The following is an 18,068-nucleotide window of genomic DNA, read 5'->3' on the forward strand; positions in this document are numbered from 1 at the left end:
TTTCGGTATAGTGGTACTGTTTTATTACTTTATGATTTCCACATCACAGGCACTGAACCATGTCCTTCGCCCGCCGCACCGCCCAGCTTTTGCATGAAGACCATCAGGCAACAATAGCCGTGATTGAAGCTTTAGACCAACTTCTTGCAAAAACTCGAAAAAAGGCGCCTGACACCAATGACCCGAAGGTCCGAAAGACCTTGGAACAGGCCAGTGGCGCACTTGAAGAAGAAGTAAATCAGCACTTTGCGTTCGAAGAAAACGAACTTTTTACCCGACTCGAAGAAATGGGCGACGTCGGGATCGGAGAACACCTGCGCGACGAGCACCGCGCGCTTTCACCATTGGGAAATTCGGTTGCCGAAATGGCGCGCGATGCGTTGGAAAAAGGGTTCAGCGACGAGTCATGGACCAAATTCCGCAACGTGTCCGCCGAGCTTATCGAACGAATGTATGCCCATATCCAAAAAGAAGAAATGGCGTTGGTTCCGGCACTGGAAGACCTGCTTGACCCGGAAACCGACATGGAATTGTCCGCCGCGTATGCCGGCAACCACTTGGAATAGCGAGCCTGAGATATGACGGAAACATTGGTTCAGCCCTACACAAAGCCCCTGTCCCCCAACGACCTGGAGGCGGTGATCGCCATCGACATGGCCGCCTCGGCAACCCCGCGCCGGAGCTACTTCGAAAAAAGGCTACGGGCGGCGACCGACAATCCCCGCGACTATGTCTTTGTAGGCGTTTTCGACAACGATGTTCTGGCAGGTTTCGCGTTCGCCAAACTCGCCAAGGGTGAATTCGGCAAGGCCGGGGCCAGCGCCTCGCTGGATGCAATCGGCGTGGCGCCGGATCACGGGCTTCAGGGCATTGGGCATATGCTGTTGGAAGAGGTCGAAAGGGTTCTGCGCAACAAGGGTGTGACCGAATTGAACAGCCAGGTCGAGTGGGTCCGCTGGCCGCTGCTCAGCTTCTTTGCTCATTCCGGCTTCGGGATGGCACCGCGCATTGTGCTGGCCCGCACCACCCATGAGATGCCGCACGAGCTTCGGAACGATCCGGCCGAGGATGCAATTGAACTCGATTACAGCTCACCCGACGGCGATGCCGGAAACGCTTTGTCGCGCGATCTCTTTCCGGTGCGCTCGATGAAGGCCGCCGACCTTCCCAGGATCATCGCGATTGACGCGGAAAGTTCAGGCACAGAGCGGACCGACTATTTCGCCCGCAAACAGGATGAAAACCTCAACCGAAGTGGAGTCAGGGTGTCGCTGGTGGCCGAGCAGGACGGGTTTCCGGTGGGATTCATCATGGCGAGGGTGGATTTCGGCGAATTTGGCCGGGCCAGCACCGAAGCGGTCTTGGATTCGATCGGCGTCGAACCCGGGTTCCGAACCCAAGGCATTGGTCGGTTCCTGATGGCAAAGCTGGTGGCCAATCTCAAGGTGTTGCAGGCGGAAACCGTGCGCACCGAGGTCGATTGGGACGACACCGCGTTGATCAGCTTTTTCAGTTCGGTCGGTTTTTCTCCCGCCCAACGGATTTCTCTCACCAAAGCACTCTGATTTGCGTTAGTTGATTGTCGGACGCGTGTCTCCGCAGGCCAGATTCCGCGTTGGGGACAGGCGATCAAGCGGGTGCAACGCCCAATGAATGTAGAATGAAAATGACCGGGAACCCTGTTCCCGGTCCTCGAAATTGCCTCCCCAGCTTCCGCCTTAGTGCAAGGCGTCGTATTTTGCCTGCAGCTCCTCTTCGGTTTCTTCCCAATCCGGGTTCGGCACGATGCACGCTTCCGGGCAAACCAGCTTGCACTGAGGCTCATCTTCTTCCCCGACGCACTCGGTGCATTTCATCGGGTCGATGACATAGTAAGGCTCACCCGCGGTGATGGCCTCGTTGGGGCACACCGGCTCGCAGGCGTCGCAGGCGGTACAGGGGTCAACGATCATAAGTGCCATGGATCTGGTCCTCCTATCAGGTTCTCAGGATGCTTTGAGTATCTGGCCGCCGGCCGCGAGTTTCTCGTATCGGAACGCGCCCCAAAGCGCGGCGCCGATGGCCCCGGCATAGATCGAATCCGGGTGGTTCACGACTTCGGCATCGACGCCTTTCATCTTGGCCAGCTGCTCGCGCATGGCCTGGCAAAGGCCCTCGTCCTGCGCCAGGCCGCCGGTCATCATGATCAGGTCGTTCCTGACACCGATGGATTTAAGCAGACGCGCCAGGCGGCTGGCCATCGACAGGTGAATGCCCTTGAGAATGTTGGGCGCGGTGATGCCGCGCGACACCATGTTGATCACGTCCGTTTCCGCCAGAACCGCGCAGATCGACGAGACTTCTTCAGGGTCGTCGGCCTGCATTGACAGGTTCCCGATCTCGTCCTGCGCGATACCAAGATACCGCGCGATGTTTTCCAGAAACTGCCCCGACCCCGAGGCGCACTGGCTGGTCATCTTGTAATTGGTGACCTTGCCGGCTGCATCGGTGATCATCGCGCGCCCGTGCAAGGCGCCGCAATCGAGGATCGCAATCGATTTCGGGTTGAGGTATCGCGCGCCGCGCGCATGCGACGTCATCGAATAGAAGTGGCCGGTGTGATAGGGAATGGCCTCCCCCTCGCCGGTTGTTGCCACATAATCAAGCTCATCCTCCCGAACGCCCGCGTCTTCCAGCGCGTTCTCGAAAGCTTCACGCGAAAGCTGCATCGGGTCTCTTTGACGGATCCGGAGCGTACAGCGTGACAGCCATTCCTCCTTACCGTGTTCCGCCCTGAAGACGGCTACCTTGACCGCGCCAGTGCCTACGTCGATTCCAGCAGTCAGTGTCATGTTTCTAACCCCTCCATGCGGCCCCCGGCAGCGCGCCGGGCGAATTCGGCGGCGCCTAGGGCACCGGTGTAAATCGAGTCCGGATTGATGTTGATGGTCACGTCGCCGTAATTCTCTTTGATAAGCTTTCTCAGTTCCCGCACCGCGGCTTCGTTCTTCGCCACACCGCCGGTAAAGGTCATCTGATCGCATACACCGCCCGAACGCGACAGGATCGAGACCGCCCGCAGGATGATGGCGCGATGCAGGCCGGCCAGAATGTCCTCGCGCTTTTCGCCCAACGCCAGACGGTCCCGCAACTCGGCACCAGCGAACACGGTGCATGTCGAGTTGATGCGCGCGGGTTTTCCGGATTTCATCGCCAGCGGACCCAACTCGTGCAGACCCATGTTCATCTCGTCGGCTATGTAGCCAAGATAACGTCCACACCCCGCAGCGCAGCGATCGTTCATCTGGAAATTCTCGACGATCCCGTTCGCATCGACCTGAATGCCCTTGGTGTCCTGCCCGCCGATGTCCAGCACCGTGCGGGTTTCGGGGTACATCATGTGCGCCCCGAGCCCGTGGCAGAGAATCTCGGAGCGGATATGTTCCTTGGAAAACGGCAAGGTCACACGGCCGTAGCCGGTTCCAACCAGATAACTTTCCTCCAAGTCGATCCCCAGCGCGTTTTCGGCTTTTTTGCCGAATTCGTCCAGAAGGCCGGACTCTTCCATGGCAACCCGGTCGAGGGCGTTCTTGAATTTTTCATTCAAGCTTCCCGAAGGCGGCCGGTTTTCAACGGCGATGATAGACTTGTCGTAGATGTTCAACAGTATGTCATAAGAGATACCGGCGGCACGCCCGACCTCTTCGGCCACGGCCAGATATCGCGAGCCCGCGATATCACGGAAGAAATCCGACTTGCGCTCGGCGTCCGGCGCGTACATGGCCGGTGCTTCTTCGCGCAGGCGGCGAAACACTTCGGCCAGGGCCGACTTCACCTCGGCGCCGATCTTTTCAAACCGTTCGCCGCGCACCAGACGGGTGCAGGTTTCTTCAAGATCGCTAAGCTGCTCCAGGAACTGCTCCAGCCGGAAGGATCGCTCCAACGCGGCAAGAAATTCCTCGACCTGTGCATCAAGCGTACCAGCACCGCCGAATTCCCGTCGGAACAGGGTGAACCGCGCATCAATCTTGGCCTCTTCGGTAGCCACCGAACAGGCAGTCGCATAGTTCGATCTGGAATTGGTGATGCCGCGTCCCAGAACCTGCTCTTCTTCGTCCAGCAACACGGCCTTGGTGGTGGTGGAACCCAGGTCAATTCCAACAAAGGTCTTCATGCCGCCACTCCTTTTCCGCTACGTTTCTGTTCAACCATCTGGAAATAGCTTTCCAGGCGGTTCTTGACGTTGGCCGCCGAGAAATATCGCGGATCGACCAGGTCGGTTTCGATGAAGGCCGCCGGCTTGCCGGTGCGCTTCTCAACCTCACGCATGATCAGAAGCTGCCCCGCCGAGAAGCTGTTGCAGCTTTTGATCGAGTTGATCAAAAGGCCATCGGCTTCGTATTCGTTGATGTAGTCGGCCAACATGTCGATACGCATCGGCAGGCTGCGGTTGGTGTAGACGCCAAGGCAGTATTCCGCGAGTGATTCCAGCGGCCTGTCCGGGTCATGCCGGAAACCGTAATCATAGGTTCCGCCCACCTTGGTATAGCTCGAAGCGACGACCGTGGCGCCTTCTTCGTAGAACATCTTCCAGAACTGGCGGAAAGAGGTGTAGTTTGGCGGCCCTTCGACGACGAGACGATACTTCTCTTCGCCCATCGGCCCGTCCGGCGTGACCGGCCCTAGACCCTTGAGCAGCCGTTCATCCACCTCTTCTCGCAGGAAGCGGTAGTAGTCGATGGCGTCATCCGTGCCCCGGAAGGCGCCAAAGATCGGGCCGATATAGTAGATGCCGCCGAAATAGGCATCGATCGGGGAGGGTTTGTTCTTGGCACTTTGCAGGATATAGACCAGATCGTCTTCGGCCTGCGCCGATTTCTTCAGATATTCACGCAACCGGTCGATGTCGAACTTAACACCGGACACCTCTTCGAGCGTCGGAATCACGTCCTCCTTGAACTGCTTGACCATGTACTGGATCATGTTCGGCGTGACCTTTCCATCCGCCATATACGGCGTCTGCAGGAAGATGGTCGGGCACTTGTACTGCTCGCGCAGAAGCTCGAACCATTTCAGAAAGGTAAAGCACCCGGTATAGGACAGCAGCAGCACGTCCGGGTTCGGCAACTGCTTGCCGTTGGGTCCGATGTTGCCCTTCATCATCATGCCGATGTCGGACTTTACATAGGTGCATACGTCCTCGGAGTGCCCTGCCCGTTCAGCCTCCATGATATAGGCGCCGCTTTGCTTGCGCAGGCCGCTCTGGATCGCGTTTACCTCTGGCAGGTTGTTGACCAGATCGAAACACATGATCAGTTCGTTGAGGTTGCCCGGTACAAAGGTCGAGGCGACTTTGTCACCGTTTTTCGGAGCGTTGGTCAGCCTATCGTAGTGGTTGGCCATCATCTCCTTCTGCTTGAGCATCGAAGCGTCCTTGAGGACATCCTGAGGCTGCGCCTTGACGACTGGCTGTCTCATGCTGCACTCCACAATTTGATTGAATCCACAAACGTCCCGGCCTGCTCGCGAATGGGCTGCATCTGGCCGGAATTTTCGGCGTATTTGAACGCGATGTAGGGGACGTTCGCATCCTTCAGCACGTTCTGAAGAATCGGGCGGTCCAGCAGTGCGGGATCGCAGAAACTGGTCGAGGCAAAGATCACGCCCTCGGCCCCGGTATCGCGCACCGCGCGCACCAGGAACTGGCCCTTCTCTTCCTGGTTCGGCTCATATTTCGCCGCCGTCGACATGGAACGGTGCAAGAACGCCTGACTGAGGTTGTGAACCGGATCGCCTTCGGTGGGAACGTCACCAAGCAGCCAGCGGCTGACCAGGACGAAATCGTCATCCACGATGTAGCAACCGGACATCTCCAGCGACTTGATCAGGTTCAGCGGTGGCTGTTCGCAGAACATGCCGGTCAAGATCACGCGGCTGTTGTCCTTGAGCGGGCGTTCTTCGCTCGAAGCTGCCGCGATATACTCCCGCACAACACGGGTGTGTTCCTCGACCGGCAGGACCAGTCCCGCGCGGATCACCAGGTAAGCTTCGGACGCCGGGGCCTTCCACGGCTGCGCCGCACGTAAGGCATAGAGGTCATTCACGGCGCGGCGGTTCTCGTTATAGACCTCGATTGAGGCGCGAATGTCGTCATCCGTGATTTCGTGGCCTGCGATACCCTCGAGATCGTGCAGGAATTCGCGCATCTCGTTGGTGTAGAATACCCCCCCGACCTCGTCCTGGTAAGTTTGCGGCACGTCGAAATACTTGGAATAGACATCCGGGAACAGCATCTTCCACATGCCGGACAGGTTCCGGATTACATCGCAGATGGACGGAAACAGCATACCGTCCACGAAATCCATCCGGCCCGATACGCCCAGTTCGATGGTCGAGCGGGGGATACGGCAGATGTAGCTTTGGTAATAGGCGTCGCCGTGGATGACTTCGAGGTTGTCGCCACCGCCCATGATGCCCAGCGGCAGCATACCGGCGGCATGGATAAGCTCTCGCGGGACGTAGACGGGCATGTAGCCGATGACCTTGCGGCCCGGCTCCGCCTCTTTCCATTTGCGCGCCGCCGTAAAATTCAGATCCTCATAGAGGGCCTGACAGTGCGCGACAATTTTGGATACAGGTCTGTCAGTCATCTGTTTTCCCACTTTGCTGGGCGTTTCGCGAGGAATGCTTCAAGCCCCTCCACCGCGTCCCGCGTTGACATGAGTTCACCAAGATACAGCGCCTCGACCTCGTCCAGGCGGGCGATAACTTCGCGGCAGTACCCGGCTCTTGCGGCCCGGACCGCCAACCGCAGGCTGGAGGCGCTTTTGGGTTTGAGGTGCGTTTCGACATAGGCGATGGCGGCGACCTCGGGTTCCGGGTCAACGTCATCGACCAGCCCAATCTCGCCCGCCTTTTCGCCGCTGACCGAGCGGCCCGAACACAGAAGATCTTCGGCCCGTGACTGACCGATCCGACCGGGCAACAGGCAGGAGGCGGCCGGGGCGAACACCCCCAGCATCATTTCCGGCTGGCCGAGATTGGCGTCCGGCGCGGCAAAAATCCTGTGCCCGGCCAATGCCACTTCCAGCCCGCCGCCAAGACACTGTCCGCGCACCGCGACCAGAACCGGCACCGGATAGTCCAGCATCCGCCGCACCAGCGCGTGCAACGACTTCAACATCTGCTCACAAACATCCGGCAGGTGCTCCTCGACAGAGGCTCCAAAGCTGAAATGAGGGCCTTCGGCTTCGATCAACACCGCGACCAGATCAAGATTGTCCTGGTGTGCCGCTAGCGCTCCGTCCAGAGCCGCAATCATCTCGGCATCCACGATATTCGCCTTGGGCCGGTTCAGCCGCAGCCGCAGCAGGGTGCCGTCAAGGGCAAGGGTATGTGCAGCAGCCTCGCTCACTTGCGAACCCCCGGCATCATGCTGTCGACATAGTCGGGGGTCCACTTCGCGCCCTCTGCCAGTTCTTTGCGCAGCAGCGCGAAATCAATCTCGCGCCCGACCTCGCGGTCGCCCTCGTTGAAGGCCCGGAAGCCCATGTTGGCCTCGGTCATCATGTTGCCCGCCAGCCAGGCCCGCGAGTTTTCCTTGTTTGCGTTCCAGGCGTTGAGTTTGGGCTTGCGCAGTTCCTCGACTGACTTGGTGGTGCAATCGGGGAAGGTCAGCAGCAGCTTGCCGCACAGTTCCTCGATCTTTTCGTCCAGCGCGGTCAGGTCCATTTCGCCCCTTTTCAACAGAGCCTTGCCCTCGGCCAGCGCCTCTCCGGTCTTCATCTCGCCGTGCTGGATGCGGCCCCATTCATCGGTGACCATGCGGGTCTCGACCAGCGGGTTGGCAATGTATTTTCCGTCGACCTTCAGGCCCGGAACGATGTCGGTCAGGATGCCCAGCCGCATCGCCTTCTGCGCGGTGAAGCTCTCGCACAGAACGCCTGAGTTCATCGCCTGCTCGCAACCGATCATCAGCGGCAGGAAATCGGTGGAGCCGCCGATTGCCGCGGAGCCGTGTTTTGGGCCGGCCTGACCGAACCGGGCCATGTCCTGGGCAATAGAGAAATCGCAGGCCATGCCGATTTCTTGCCCGCCACCGATCCGCATACCGTTGACACGGCATACTACCGGCTTGTCGCATCCAAGGATCGCCGAGACCATGTCGTTGAACAGCCGCATGTACTGGCGGTATTCATGCGGCCGTCCGGCATAGTATTCCGCGTATTCCTTGGTGTTGCCGCCGGTGCAAAACGCCTTGTCCCCCATCGCAGTGAACACCACCGCATTCACGTCGCGCATGTTCGAAGCCGCCCGGAAGGCGAGGATCACCGCCTTGACCATATCCGTTGTGTAGGAGTTGTACTGTGCCGGGTTGTTCAGAATGATCCAGGCGTTGTAGAGTCCCTCGGCAATCGAACCGTCCGGCAACCTGGCAGGCCGTTTTTCAAAAATCACCTGATCGGTGATACCCTCGCGCGTAGCTTCAGACACCAGATCGTGCGAAACGAAATCAAACTTGGCGTAATTCATTGTGTGTCTCCTTTACAGCCCGGGCACGAGGATCTGGCGCCGGGTCACCTTTCCGTCATGGACGGTCCGGAAAATCTCATTGATGTCTTCGAGCGATTTTTGCTCGACAAAGGGCATGAGCTTGACCTTGCCGCTCATCACCAGTTCCAGCGCGCCGGGGTATAGTTCCGGCGGACATCCCCAGTTGCCCAGCAGGCGGGCGTGAAAGGCCATGAGGTTCGACAGCCGCACCTCAAGCTTGTCCATGGTGAACCCCACCACGCACATGGTGGCCCCGTGATTGAGCAGGCTAAACGCAGTCTGCTGACCGACGGCGGTGCCGGAACATTCCATGATGATCCATTCGGTGCCGCGCAGTGCATTTTCCTTGGCGAAACCCGCGATTGCTTTTTTCAGAGCCCGCGCATCATACTCCCGCGCATTCAACGCAAGCGACGCTCCACAGCCCTTTACGGCTTCCAGTTTTTCCGGAACCACGTCGATGGCGACGACGGTTGCACCCATTGCCGCAGCGACCTGAACGGCATAGCCGCCAACACCGCCAACGCCGTTGACGATCACAAGATCTCCGTCGCCGATCCCGGCCTGCACAGCCGCCTGATACGGCGTGGTGAGCGCATCCGCGACCACGGACACATCCGCCAATGTAAGACCAACGGCTGCAAGCCTGTCTGTGTCGACCGGGCACAGTCCGCGCGCGGGAACGGTGATGTGGCTGGCAAAGCCGCCCTGGATATCGTTGCCCGGCATCTTCTGCTTTCGGCAAATGGTGCCCTTGCCGCGCCGGCAAAGATCGCATTCACCGCAGGGCATAACCGCGGGAACGATCACTGGTTCGCCGATCCACTCCCTGGCCCCCTCGCCTGCCTCGGTAACGACACCGCTGATTTCATGACCAAGCGCAAGCGGAAGCGCGTGATTGGTACGGACACCGTCGTAGTAGTACCCCAGGTCTGTGTGGCACACGCCGCAGCCCGACACTTGGACAACCACTTCGTCAGGGCCGGGCTTTTCAAGCGCGAACTCCACCTTCTCCAACGGCTTGTCCGGCGAAACCATCATCCATCGTGTCGGCATTTCCGCCCTCCTGATTTGTGCCCAAACGTCGTGTTGACAGCACTTGCATTCTCTATTACCGTAAATTGGTACTCTATTACCTATTTTAGGTCAACAAAGAAAATCGACAATCCGGGAACAATGGCGGAAGTGAATATGACCAGCCCCATCAATCACGCAAAAAACATTTCCTTTGCAATTGTCGGCAGCGGCGGAGCAGGCGCGATAACCGCAGGGTCGATCCTGCTGGAAGCGGCAGGCAAAACCGGCTGGTACGGGTTGCTCAACCGTTCGGTCGGGCCTCAGATTCGCGGCGGTGAGGCGGCCGCACTGGTACGCCTATCAACCACGCCAGCAGCCTGCATGTCCAAAAACTTCGACATCCTTGTCGCCATCGACTGGAAAAACGCGGATCGGTTTATCAGCGCCATGCCGGTTGCCACCGGCGGGCTGGTGATCTGCGACCCTGCCGCAGGCGACCCGCCAAAAGCGGTGCGGGATGCGGAATGCACCATCATCCAATGCCCGATTGGCGAAATGGCCAAGTCCATTTCCGGTGGACGCGAGAACATGATCGCAATAGGGCTTGTCGCCCACCTGGTCGACCTTCCCCCGGAAGAGGTCATGAGCGTCGTCGCCGCAAAGCTGAGCAGCAAGGGAGAGGCCGCGATAGAAATCGGGCGTGCCTGCATCCAGGCCGGAAGGGAAGCTGCCGCAGGATTTGAGTACAAAACCTCCCTAGCTACACCGACGGCGAAGACGGACGAACGCTGGCTGATCACCGGTAACGAGGCGGTCGGTCTTGGCGCCCTTCGCGGCGGCATCCGGTTTGCCGCTGCCTATCCGATCACTCCGGCGACCGAAGTTCTAGAATACCTCGCGCCCGCGCTGGCCTCGGTCGGAGGCGCATTGGTGCAGGCCGAAGACGAGCTTTCCTCGATCAACATGATCATCGGCGCCTCGTTTGGCGGCCGCCCTTCGATCACCGCCACATCCGGGCCGGGCCTGTCGCTCATGATGGAAAGCCTCGGCCTGGCCGCGGCGTCTGAGACCCCAATCGTTGTCGTTGACGTGATGCGGGTTGGCCCTTCAACCGGCATCGCGACCAAGTCCGAACAATCCGATCTCAACATCGCGGTATACGGGTTCCACGGCGACGCGGACCATGTGGTTGTGGCACCGCTTGGAGTAGCGGATTGCCTGTTTACCGCGCAATGGGCGGTGCATATCGCCGAAACCCTGCAATCACCGGTCATCCTGCTGTCCGATCAATCCATCGGTCAGTCCCGTGTACTGATCGACAAACCGGCAGAAGTTAGTTTCCTGACCCGGCGCAAGACCTTCGAGGAAACCGGAGAAGCCTACAAGCGGTACGCCCTGACCGCGGACGGTGTGTCGCCGATGTCCCTGCCCGGCCAACCTGGCGGCCAGTACACGGCCGACGGCCTGACGCATACCGAACGCGGCACGCCCTCGAGCACCAAGCGCGACCAGAGAGAGCAGATGGTAAAACGCCGCTGCAAGATCGAAGGCTTCGACTATGGCGACCACTGGGGCGTGACCGAGGGTGAAGACGGCTGCGATACTGTCATTCTGACCTGGGGGTCATTGACCGGAGCTGTGCGTGAAGCCCTTGATGAATTGGCCAAAAGTGGAATTTCCGCGCGTCTGGTTTCGCTGCGCCAGATCCTGCCGTTTCCCGTCAGGTCGCTGGAAGCCGCGCTTGCCGGAGCCAAGCGGGTTCTGTTTGTCGAACAGAGCTTTTCCGGCCAGTTCTATCGCCATGTACGCGCCCATATCGACCTGCCCTTCGAGGTCAGGATGCTCAACCGAGAGGGGCCAGACGTCATCGGCCCCGATGAAATTGCCACTCAGATCCGGGAATGGACAGAACAATGAACGCGCCCGATTTCAAAGCCAGCGACTTCAAATCCGACATCACACCGATCTGGTGCCCCGGATGCGGGGACTTCCACGTCCTGATGTCCATCACCAAGGCGTTGGCCAAACTCGGCCAGCCGCCCGAGCAAATCGCAGTGGTGTCCGGCATCGGATGCTCGTCGCGAATCCCGGCCTATACGAATTGTTACGGATTTCACGGGGTTCATGGCCGGTCGCTGGCGGTGGCCGCCGGCCTTAAGGTTGCGCGTCCCGACCTGACCGTTCTGGCGATGAGCGGTGACGGCGACGGATTTTCCATCGGCGGCAACCATTTCCTTCACGCCTGCCGTCGCAACGTGGACATGACCTATATCGTGATGGACAACCGGGTCTACGGAATGACCAAGGGACAGCCCTCACCGACCACCGAACCGGATTGGGACAGCGCCCTGTCGCCTGGCGGCACCGGCCTGTCGCCGTTTCACCCGCTGGTGATCGCACTGGCCTCGGGCGCCAATTTCGTTGCCCGCGAGTTTTCCGGCGACATCAAGGCCTGCACCCAAACCATCGTCGAAGCGATCAATCATCCGGGGTTCTCTTTTGTCGAAATCCTCAGCCCCTGCGTGACCTTTCGTCCGGACGAACGGGAGTGGAAGAACCAGGTTCACCTTGCGAGTGTTCCCGAAACCGACGATCCGGCGCGGGCGGCACGGCGCATCATGACCGATGACGGCATGAACACCGGCATCCTCTATCGGGGTCGCCGCAAGCCTTATTTCGCCTCGGTTTCGGATGAAGCGGGTGACCTTTCGCCCTTGGAACAGGCATTTACGATCTGAACCTCATGCGACTTTCGAAAAACGTGGGGCCGCCCTTTGGGCGGCCCTGTGACTTGATGGGTGGCATTTGCCTGTTCGGGTCAGCGCAGATCCAGCACTCGCACTGCCTTGCCTTCTGAGCGAGGAATTTCTCCCGGTTTCTTGATCGAAACAGCACAGCTTACGCCGATGGTCGATTTGATGTGGTGGCGCACTTCAGCAGCCTTCGCGGCCAGCGTCTGTTGGTCCTGCCCCGCATCCGGCGGCACCTCGACATCCAGGCTCATGGCATCCAGCGGTCCATCCTTGAAAAGTTTGATCTGGTAGTGCGGCGCCAGGCCGGTCAGCCCCAACAACACCGCTTCGACCTGAGACGGATAGACGTTTACACCACGAATGATCATCATGTCGTCATTGCGTCCGTCCACGCGCAGGATGCGCACATGCGTGCGCCCGCAACTACAGGGCTCGTCGCTGAGGCGGGTGATGTCCCGAGTGCGATAGCGGATCATCGGCATCGCTTCCTTGGTCAGCGTGGTGATCACCAATTCTCCGGTCTCTCCCATTGGCAGGGGCTCCATCGTCTCGGGATCGACGATCTCGAACAGGAAATGGTCCTCCCACCCATGAAGGCCATCGCGTTCTGTATCGCATTCGCAGGCAACACCGGGACCCATGATCTCGGACAGACCGTAGACGTCGACCGACTTTATTCCCAGTCGCTGGTCCAGCTCGGCCCGCATCTGGTTGGACCACGGTTCTGCGCCAAACAGTCCACGCCGGACCGGCAGGCTGGCGATGTCCACGCCCATCTGATTGGCCACTTCGGCGATGTTGAGCGCATAGGACGGGGTCGAACACAGGATGCCGGGCGCAAAATCCCTCAGCAGCGTCACCTGCCGTTCTGTGCCGCCACCGGATATCGGCACCACCACACAGCCAAGCCGTTCCGCCCCATAATGCGCGCCCAACCCGCCGGTGAACAGACCATAGCCATAGGCATTGTGCACCAGATCTCCGGGGCGGATTCCCGCAGCGCCCATCGAGCGCGCCATCAGCCCGGCCCAGATATCCAGATCGTTCAGGGAATAGCCCACAACCGTCGGCTTGCCGGTGGTGCCCGAGGAGGCGTGAATACGCGCCATCTTTTCCAGAGGCATAGAAAACAGCCGGAACGGGTAGTTGTCGCGCAGATCGGTTTTCACAGTAAAGGGAAAGTGCCGGATATCCCCGAGGGTTTTCAGTTCGGCGGGCGTGACACCCGCCTCATCGAACGCGGCGCGGTAATGCGGCACGTCTGAATAGGCGCGCTCCAGTGATCTACGCAGGCGAACCAGCTGCACCTCCGCGATCTCGCTGCGCGACATCGTCTCCGCCTCTCGATCATACATGAAACCGGGATCAATTTGGTTCGATACCAGCATGCCGACATTCCTCCCTGAACTTCTTCCCGTCCAACCCGCCGGATCAGGCTCTGGTCCACCCCGGCTGGACACCCTGACTGCTGTTTCCGGCGCCCCGAGCGGGCATCTTGTTGATTGCATAGCCTTGTGTGAAACCAGCCCGCGTTATCAGCTGATGCTTGAAAGCCCATCCTGTGACAGCCGTGCCGAGACCCGCCAGCACCAGTGTGGGGCCCAGGCCGTTGGGCACAACGGCTGCCAGCAAAGTCAATGCGGCCAGGACGGCCTGCGGCTGCGCCAACAACCCGGCCTTCATTCCATCAAGCGCCTTGAAGGTCCCGGTAGGGGCACCCGCGCGGCCAAGTTCCCCGCGATACCGTTTCCACGTCGCGTATCGCAGGACGACCAAGACAAGAAGAACAGGGATCAGAACGCTGCCAACAGTTTGGCCAGCCCCGTACACCACAGCCAGAACAGCGAGGATGCCCACCCCTTCGGTCAGTCCCGTGGTAAAGATCACGGGAACGATGGCCGGTTGACGCCATGCGGGTATTCCTTTTGCGGCGAGCAGGATGCGGGCCTGACAATACAAGAAGACCAGCCCGCTAACGGCGGCCAGACCCCCTAAAACCGGCGAGGCGAGCCACCAGGCGAACGCTCCGAACCCGAAAAATGGCACTGCCGCCATAGCCTCGCGCGTCATCCAGCTTGTCGGGGCGTTGAGAAATACGTTCAGGAGGCGCGACGGCCGCCCGATTTCGAGCAGGACGCAGAACAGACCAACAGCGACAAACGCCAGCGCCACCAGGACAGCAGGCCAGATAACCGGCGCAAATACCCCCGCAAACATGGCCGTTGCCAGCAAACCGGTACCGGTGCCGCCACAAATGAAATTGGCGGCGGCCCGCCAGTCCCAATTCGTCTGGGCCTTCGGTGAAACCGCAGCCATCCCCACTGGCTCGGCCACCATCGGCACTGCATCGGAACACGCCCCGTCGTCGATGTCGCCATCGTAGAGGTAGTAGATGTTGGGGCCGTTTCCCAACTCCTCATGCATCCGAAAATGGCGCTTTTCGCGCAGTAGCGTCGACACGTTGCTGTCCGGATCATCCAGATCCCCCATCTGCAACGCCCCCGAAATGCATGACGCCACACATGCCGGCGTCGCCTCCTGATCGACACCGGGGACAAGGCCGCGCGCCAACCCCTCGTCGATGCGTTCGACGCAAAGTGTGCATTTCTGCGCCACGCCAAGGCGGGCCGGATCGTGGCGTACCGATTCATGCCGCATCTGCTTGCCGCCATAGGCAGCGTTTGGATCGTCGACCCGGAACCGGGCCTGATACGGGCAGGACACCGCGCAATAGGCGCATCCGATGCACAGGTCATAGTCGATTGTGACGATGCCGTCTTCGCGCTTGCGTGTCGCGGTCGACGGGCAGGCCGTCAGACATGAGGGTGTTTCGCAGTGCATGCACCCGACCGGCAGAAACGCCCGGTTCACGGCAGGGAATTCTCCGGTTTCAAAATCCAGAACCTTGCGCCACTGCACGCCCGGTGCGGTGGCGTTCGCGTGTTTGCATGCCGAGGTGCAGGTCTGGCACCCCACGCAACGGTTCAGGTCGGCGACAATGGCCCAGGTTGTCATTTGCCCGCCTCCATTGCATTGCCACTCGTCTTTCTCACCGCCACCCGCACCAAATCGGCTCCGGACCCGGTCGCATCGGTCAGTTCCAGCGACATGGGCGTCAGGCTGTTCATGCTGGGGGTGTTGAGATCTTTGGCAAACGGCGTTTTCCAATGATCGAACTGACCGATCATCAACAGAGTGTCCGGCCGAATGCCGTGGCGCAGAATTACTGCGCCCGATGTACTGCCGGTCGGAGAATAAACCTCGACCCGGTCGCCTTCGGCAACTCCGAGCTTCGTCGCCGCCTGCGGGTTCATTACCACTCCGCCATGGCCTGCAACATTGGCCGCAACCTCGTGGATCATCTGGATACCAGCATTTCCGCCCCAGGAATACTGCATTGATCGGGCCGTCAGCAGCCAGAACGGATAATCACCGATCCTAACGTCATATTGTTGCTCGATCGCGGTTTCCCACATAGCCTGAAGATCCTGAAAATGCGGCAGCGCCTCGTATTCTTTCAGCTGCCGATCCCACCAGGTGATACCCATTTCGTGCAGGCGGTTCCCAAGTTCCTGCCCGATCCGCAGCAGACGCTCCTGATATGGGAGTTCAAATCTGAGGCCCTTTTCGACCATCGCCGGGTACAGGTACCAACGCTCCTTCGGGAACCGCACGGTCCGGAATCCGTGTTCGCGAAAATAGTCGAGTCCCTGGCTTTCCACCCCATCAGTCAACTCCGCGCTGGCCGCGCGGCAGGCACTGTTCCAGATGTCCTCGACAGAGTGTTCCGCCGCCGGATCAAGCGAGAAATCGTAGTTCTCACCGAACAGCCGAATGCCTGCCGCACCCTTGTTGATCGCCCTGTTATATTCTTCCAGCAGTCCAACGCCCTTAGCCAGCTGCGTCGCGATCCAGGTGAAATCCCGCGCCTCCCCCATGGGCTTCGCTGCCGGGTCACGCAGCGCAAAGCCCTGATGCTCCCAGAACTGCTCGACATATTTCGATCCGCCAATCCGGATGAGTTGCAATCCCTCCAGATCGGTGCATTCCGGCAGCAAAACATCTGCCATGTGGTTCGTTTCGTCCATCGTGTAGGCGAAACTGACAGTGAAGGGAAAATTGGCGATCGCCTCGCCTACTGCACTGGTATCCCAGAAGGAAATCACCGGGTTGGTGCGATAGACGAACCAGACATCGGGCGGCGTCGGTGCCGGCAGGTGGTCAAACCCCTGCTTCTGGGCCATCCACGCCAGATGCGTTGGCCCCAGCGCCTGCGACCAGGGCGAATTCGCCGCCAATGGGATAAGGGTGCTGTGCGCGTGGCGCGACCCTGAGGTTTCGTTGAATTCGCCCTTCCGGGTCGGATTCATCGGGTAATTCATGAACCCATCAGGTCCCGGCACGACACTGGACCACCGATTATCCGCGGGACGGTTCAGACGAACGGTGGTGCCCAAAGTCCCGCCCGGGACTTCCAATCCACCTATCAGCACCGCCATCAGAGTGCGCGCCCAGGCGCATTCATAGCCACCCCAGCCATTGCTGACGGTCTTGCCCAGCGAGATCGCGACCGGCCGGAATGGCATGGTACGACCGTCAATCTCGACCGTTTCGCCGACATGAGCATGCGCGAGGTAGTCCAGAGCCGTCTTGCGGATCGTTTCCGCAGGAACATCACAAATACCAGAGGCCCATTCCGGGCTGTAGGGTTCGATGTGATCCACAAGCCGGCCAAAGGCGGTCTTGCAGGTCACCGCATCATGCTGCCACGTCTTGTCGTCCGGCCCGATTTCAACACCCGATACGACAAATTCACCATCAAGGGCCGGTTCGATCCCTTCGGTGTCGAACGTGACGGCCCTTTCCGAGGCCAGATCCCAGATCAACGGCTTGTGCGACTCCGGGTCGCGCAGATAGAAACCATTGGGCGCAACAAGATAGGGTGAAGAAGAGCGCTCTTTCAGAAACGGGACATCCAGCCTGCCCCGCTCCACCTCGTGCAACAGAACATGCAACAGGGCGAACATGAAAGCCGGATCGGTTTTGGGACGGATCGGCACCCATTCGGCGGAACATGCACCGGTAACGGACAGATGCGGCTCGACCTGCACTCGTTTGACCCCGCGGTCCCTTGCATCCGCATGACGGCGCACGCCGCACACGCCGCCCGAGGCTTCGACATTCGCACCGAACGAGATGATCATCTCAACCATCGGCGTATCCGGCGACACCGTGAAGGCCCGATGCCAGAACTCGCCATAAAGGTGCTCTGAGTGATAGCATTTTACGCCTTGGCCGCTGCCAAAGCTCATGTCGATCGACCCCCAGGCTTTCAGAAATGCCGGGAACGTGCCCATATAGACGGTCGATGTGCCACCACCGCCAAAACTGGCGGCAACTCGTGGAAATCCGCTTTCGTCGGTCAGACCCTTGTTCCGGGCCTCATTCAGCTTCCCACAAATCAGTTCCAGTGCCTCTTCCCAAGTGGCCGGGCGGAACCCAGGGTCTTGATCCCTGCCTTTTTTGGGGTTGGTCCGGATCATCGGAGTCATGATGCGGTTTGGGTTATTGGTCTTTTGAATCAGCCCGAACGCCTTGACACAGACCTTTCCATGCGCAGGGTGCACCTCCGCGGCCGACCCGTTCGGCCGGATCTGAACCGGAACGCCATCCACCACGTCAACCTTCATCAGATCCGGTCCGGCAACGCATTGATAGCAATAGGACGAAACGCTTTCCGTGACCGGCGGTGCAGAGGTTTTCATC

General features: G+C 59.7%; 15 protein-coding genes. 4 read left to right on the forward strand and 11 right to left on the reverse strand.

What is annotated here, in order from left to right; genetic code table 11:
• Positions 1-59 precede the first annotated feature (59 nt).
• Both ACR0AO_RS14750 and ACR0AO_RS14755 read left to right on the forward strand, forming a co-directional pair.
• Positions 60-566 carry a hemerythrin domain-containing protein gene (locus ACR0AO_RS14750; protein WP_480604852.1) on the forward strand — a complete coding sequence of 169 codons (507 nt, stop codon included), beginning with the start codon at positions 60-62 and terminating at the stop codon, positions 564-566.
• A 12-nt stretch (positions 567-578) separates the two neighbouring features.
• Positions 579-1,565: a GNAT family N-acetyltransferase gene (locus ACR0AO_RS14755; RefSeq protein ID WP_480604854.1), complete on the forward strand. Its 987-nt coding sequence runs from the start codon at positions 579-581 to the stop codon at positions 1,563-1,565.
• Between the two features lie 153 nt (positions 1,566-1,718).
• On the opposite strand, the gene ACR0AO_RS14760 is transcribed toward ACR0AO_RS14755, so the two are convergent.
• From ACR0AO_RS14760 to had, 8 genes are read right to left on the reverse strand one after another with little or no spacing between them, the layout of a single operon-like run.
• Entirely contained in the window at positions 1,719-1,961 is a 243-nt protein-coding gene (locus ACR0AO_RS14760) for a YfhL family 4Fe-4S dicluster ferredoxin (protein WP_480604857.1), read from the reverse strand.
• A gap of 24 nt (positions 1,962-1,985) precedes the next feature.
• On the reverse strand, positions 1,986-2,831 hold the full coding sequence (gene bcrD, locus ACR0AO_RS14765; protein WP_480604859.1) for a benzoyl-CoA reductase subunit D: 846 nt from the start codon (positions 2,829-2,831) through the stop codon (positions 1,986-1,988).
• A complete protein-coding gene (bcrA, locus tag ACR0AO_RS14770) occupies positions 2,828-4,153 on the reverse strand; it encodes a benzoyl-CoA reductase subunit A (protein WP_480604861.1) in 1,326 nt (441 codons plus the stop codon). The genes bcrD and bcrA overlap by 4 nt, the downstream gene beginning before the upstream one ends.
• Complete coding sequence (bcrB, locus tag ACR0AO_RS14775) at positions 4,150-5,457, reverse strand: benzoyl-CoA reductase subunit B (RefSeq protein ID WP_480604863.1); 1,308 nt, start codon at positions 5,455-5,457, stop codon at positions 4,150-4,152. Before bcrB ends, bcrA begins: the two co-directional genes overlap by 4 nt.
• Positions 5,454-6,629 (reverse strand): benzoyl-CoA reductase subunit C, encoded by a 1,176-nt coding sequence (gene bcrC / locus ACR0AO_RS14780; protein ID WP_480604865.1) that lies wholly within the window; start codon positions 6,627-6,629, stop codon positions 5,454-5,456. The genes bcrB and bcrC overlap by 4 nt, the downstream gene beginning before the upstream one ends.
• Entirely contained in the window at positions 6,626-7,393 is a 768-nt protein-coding gene (locus tag ACR0AO_RS14785; RefSeq protein ID WP_480604867.1) for a cyclohexa-1,5-dienecarbonyl-CoA hydratase, read from the reverse strand. Before ACR0AO_RS14785 ends, bcrC begins: the two co-directional genes overlap by 4 nt.
• Complete coding sequence (oah, locus tag ACR0AO_RS14790) at positions 7,390-8,511, reverse strand: 6-oxocyclohex-1-ene-1-carbonyl-CoA hydratase (RefSeq protein ID WP_480604869.1); 1,122 nt, start codon at positions 8,509-8,511, stop codon at positions 7,390-7,392. The genes ACR0AO_RS14785 and oah overlap by 4 nt, the downstream gene beginning before the upstream one ends.
• 12 nt (positions 8,512-8,523) lie before the next feature.
• Positions 8,524-9,588, reverse strand: coding sequence for a 6-hydroxycyclohex-1-ene-1-carbonyl-CoA dehydrogenase (had, locus tag ACR0AO_RS14795; RefSeq protein WP_480604871.1), 1,065 nt, complete (start codon positions 9,586-9,588; stop codon positions 8,524-8,526).
• 135 nt (positions 9,589-9,723) lie between these two features.
• Between had and ACR0AO_RS14800 the strand changes: the two genes are divergently transcribed.
• Together ACR0AO_RS14800 and ACR0AO_RS14805 are read left to right on the forward strand one after the other, a co-directional pair.
• Positions 9,724-11,466: a 2-oxoacid:acceptor oxidoreductase subunit alpha gene (locus ACR0AO_RS14800; RefSeq protein ID WP_480604872.1), complete on the forward strand. Its 1,743-nt coding sequence runs from the start codon at positions 9,724-9,726 to the stop codon at positions 11,464-11,466.
• Positions 11,463-12,287: a 2-oxoacid:ferredoxin oxidoreductase subunit beta gene (locus tag ACR0AO_RS14805; RefSeq protein WP_480604874.1), complete on the forward strand. Its 825-nt coding sequence runs from the start codon at positions 11,463-11,465 to the stop codon at positions 12,285-12,287. The genes ACR0AO_RS14800 and ACR0AO_RS14805 overlap by 4 nt, the downstream gene beginning before the upstream one ends.
• Before the next feature lie 80 nt (positions 12,288-12,367).
• Here ACR0AO_RS14805 and ACR0AO_RS14810 read toward each other — a convergent pair whose 3' ends face one another.
• The 3 genes from ACR0AO_RS14810 to ACR0AO_RS14820 are packed head-to-tail and all read right to left on the reverse strand — an operon-like array spanning position 12,368 to position 18,067.
• A complete protein-coding gene (locus ACR0AO_RS14810; RefSeq protein WP_480604875.1) occupies positions 12,368-13,690 on the reverse strand; it encodes a phenylacetate--CoA ligase family protein in 1,323 nt (440 codons plus the stop codon).
• A gap of 43 nt (positions 13,691-13,733) precedes the next feature.
• Positions 13,734-15,317, reverse strand: coding sequence for a DmsC/YnfH family molybdoenzyme membrane anchor subunit (locus ACR0AO_RS14815; RefSeq protein ID WP_480604877.1), 1,584 nt, complete (start codon positions 15,315-15,317; stop codon positions 13,734-13,736).
• Positions 15,314-18,067, reverse strand: a complete 2,754-nt coding sequence (locus tag ACR0AO_RS14820; protein WP_480604879.1) for a molybdopterin-dependent oxidoreductase — start codon at positions 18,065-18,067, stop codon at positions 15,314-15,316. Before ACR0AO_RS14820 ends, ACR0AO_RS14815 begins: the two co-directional genes overlap by 4 nt.
• Position 18,068 lies beyond the last annotated feature (1 nt).

It is taken from the genome of Ruegeria sp. AF8 (genome assembly GCF_056541825.1).

Excerpts from the sequence above, each read along its gene's own strand:
- bcrB (WP_480604863.1), bottom strand. The coding sequence starts at position 5,457 with ATGAGACAGCCAGTCGTCAAGGCGCAGCCTCAGGATGTCCTCAAGGAC.
- oah (WP_480604869.1), bottom strand. The coding sequence starts at position 8,511 with ATGAATTACGCCAAGTTTGATTTCGTTTCGCACGATCTGGTGTCTGAA.
- bcrC (WP_480604865.1), bottom strand. The coding sequence starts at position 6,629 with ATGACTGACAGACCTGTATCCAAAATTGTCGCGCACTGTCAGGCCCTC.
- ACR0AO_RS14815 (WP_480604877.1), bottom strand. The coding sequence starts at position 15,317 with ATGACAACCTGGGCCATTGTCGCCGACCTGAACCGTTGCGTGGGGTGC.
- ACR0AO_RS14805 (WP_480604874.1), top strand. The coding sequence starts at position 11,463 with ATGAACGCGCCCGATTTCAAAGCCAGCGACTTCAAATCCGACATCACA.
- ACR0AO_RS14755 (WP_480604854.1), top strand. The coding sequence starts at position 579 with ATGACGGAAACATTGGTTCAGCCCTACACAAAGCCCCTGTCCCCCAAC.
- ACR0AO_RS14800 (WP_480604872.1), top strand. The coding sequence starts at position 9,724 with ATGACCAGCCCCATCAATCACGCAAAAAACATTTCCTTTGCAATTGTC.
- bcrA (WP_480604861.1), bottom strand. The coding sequence starts at position 4,153 with ATGAAGACCTTTGTTGGAATTGACCTGGGTTCCACCACCACCAAGGCC.
- ACR0AO_RS14750 (WP_480604852.1), top strand. The coding sequence starts at position 60 with ATGTCCTTCGCCCGCCGCACCGCCCAGCTTTTGCATGAAGACCATCAG.
- ACR0AO_RS14760 (WP_480604857.1), bottom strand. The coding sequence starts at position 1,961 with ATGGCACTTATGATCGTTGACCCCTGTACCGCCTGCGACGCCTGCGAG.
- had (WP_480604871.1), bottom strand. The coding sequence starts at position 9,588 with ATGCCGACACGATGGATGATGGTTTCGCCGGACAAGCCGTTGGAGAAG.
- ACR0AO_RS14810 (WP_480604875.1), bottom strand. The coding sequence starts at position 13,690 with ATGCTGGTATCGAACCAAATTGATCCCGGTTTCATGTATGATCGAGAG.
- ACR0AO_RS14820 (WP_480604879.1), bottom strand. The coding sequence starts at position 18,067 with ATGAAAACCTCTGCACCGCCGGTCACGGAAAGCGTTTCGTCCTATTGC.
- bcrD (WP_480604859.1), bottom strand. The coding sequence starts at position 2,831 with ATGACACTGACTGCTGGAATCGACGTAGGCACTGGCGCGGTCAAGGTA.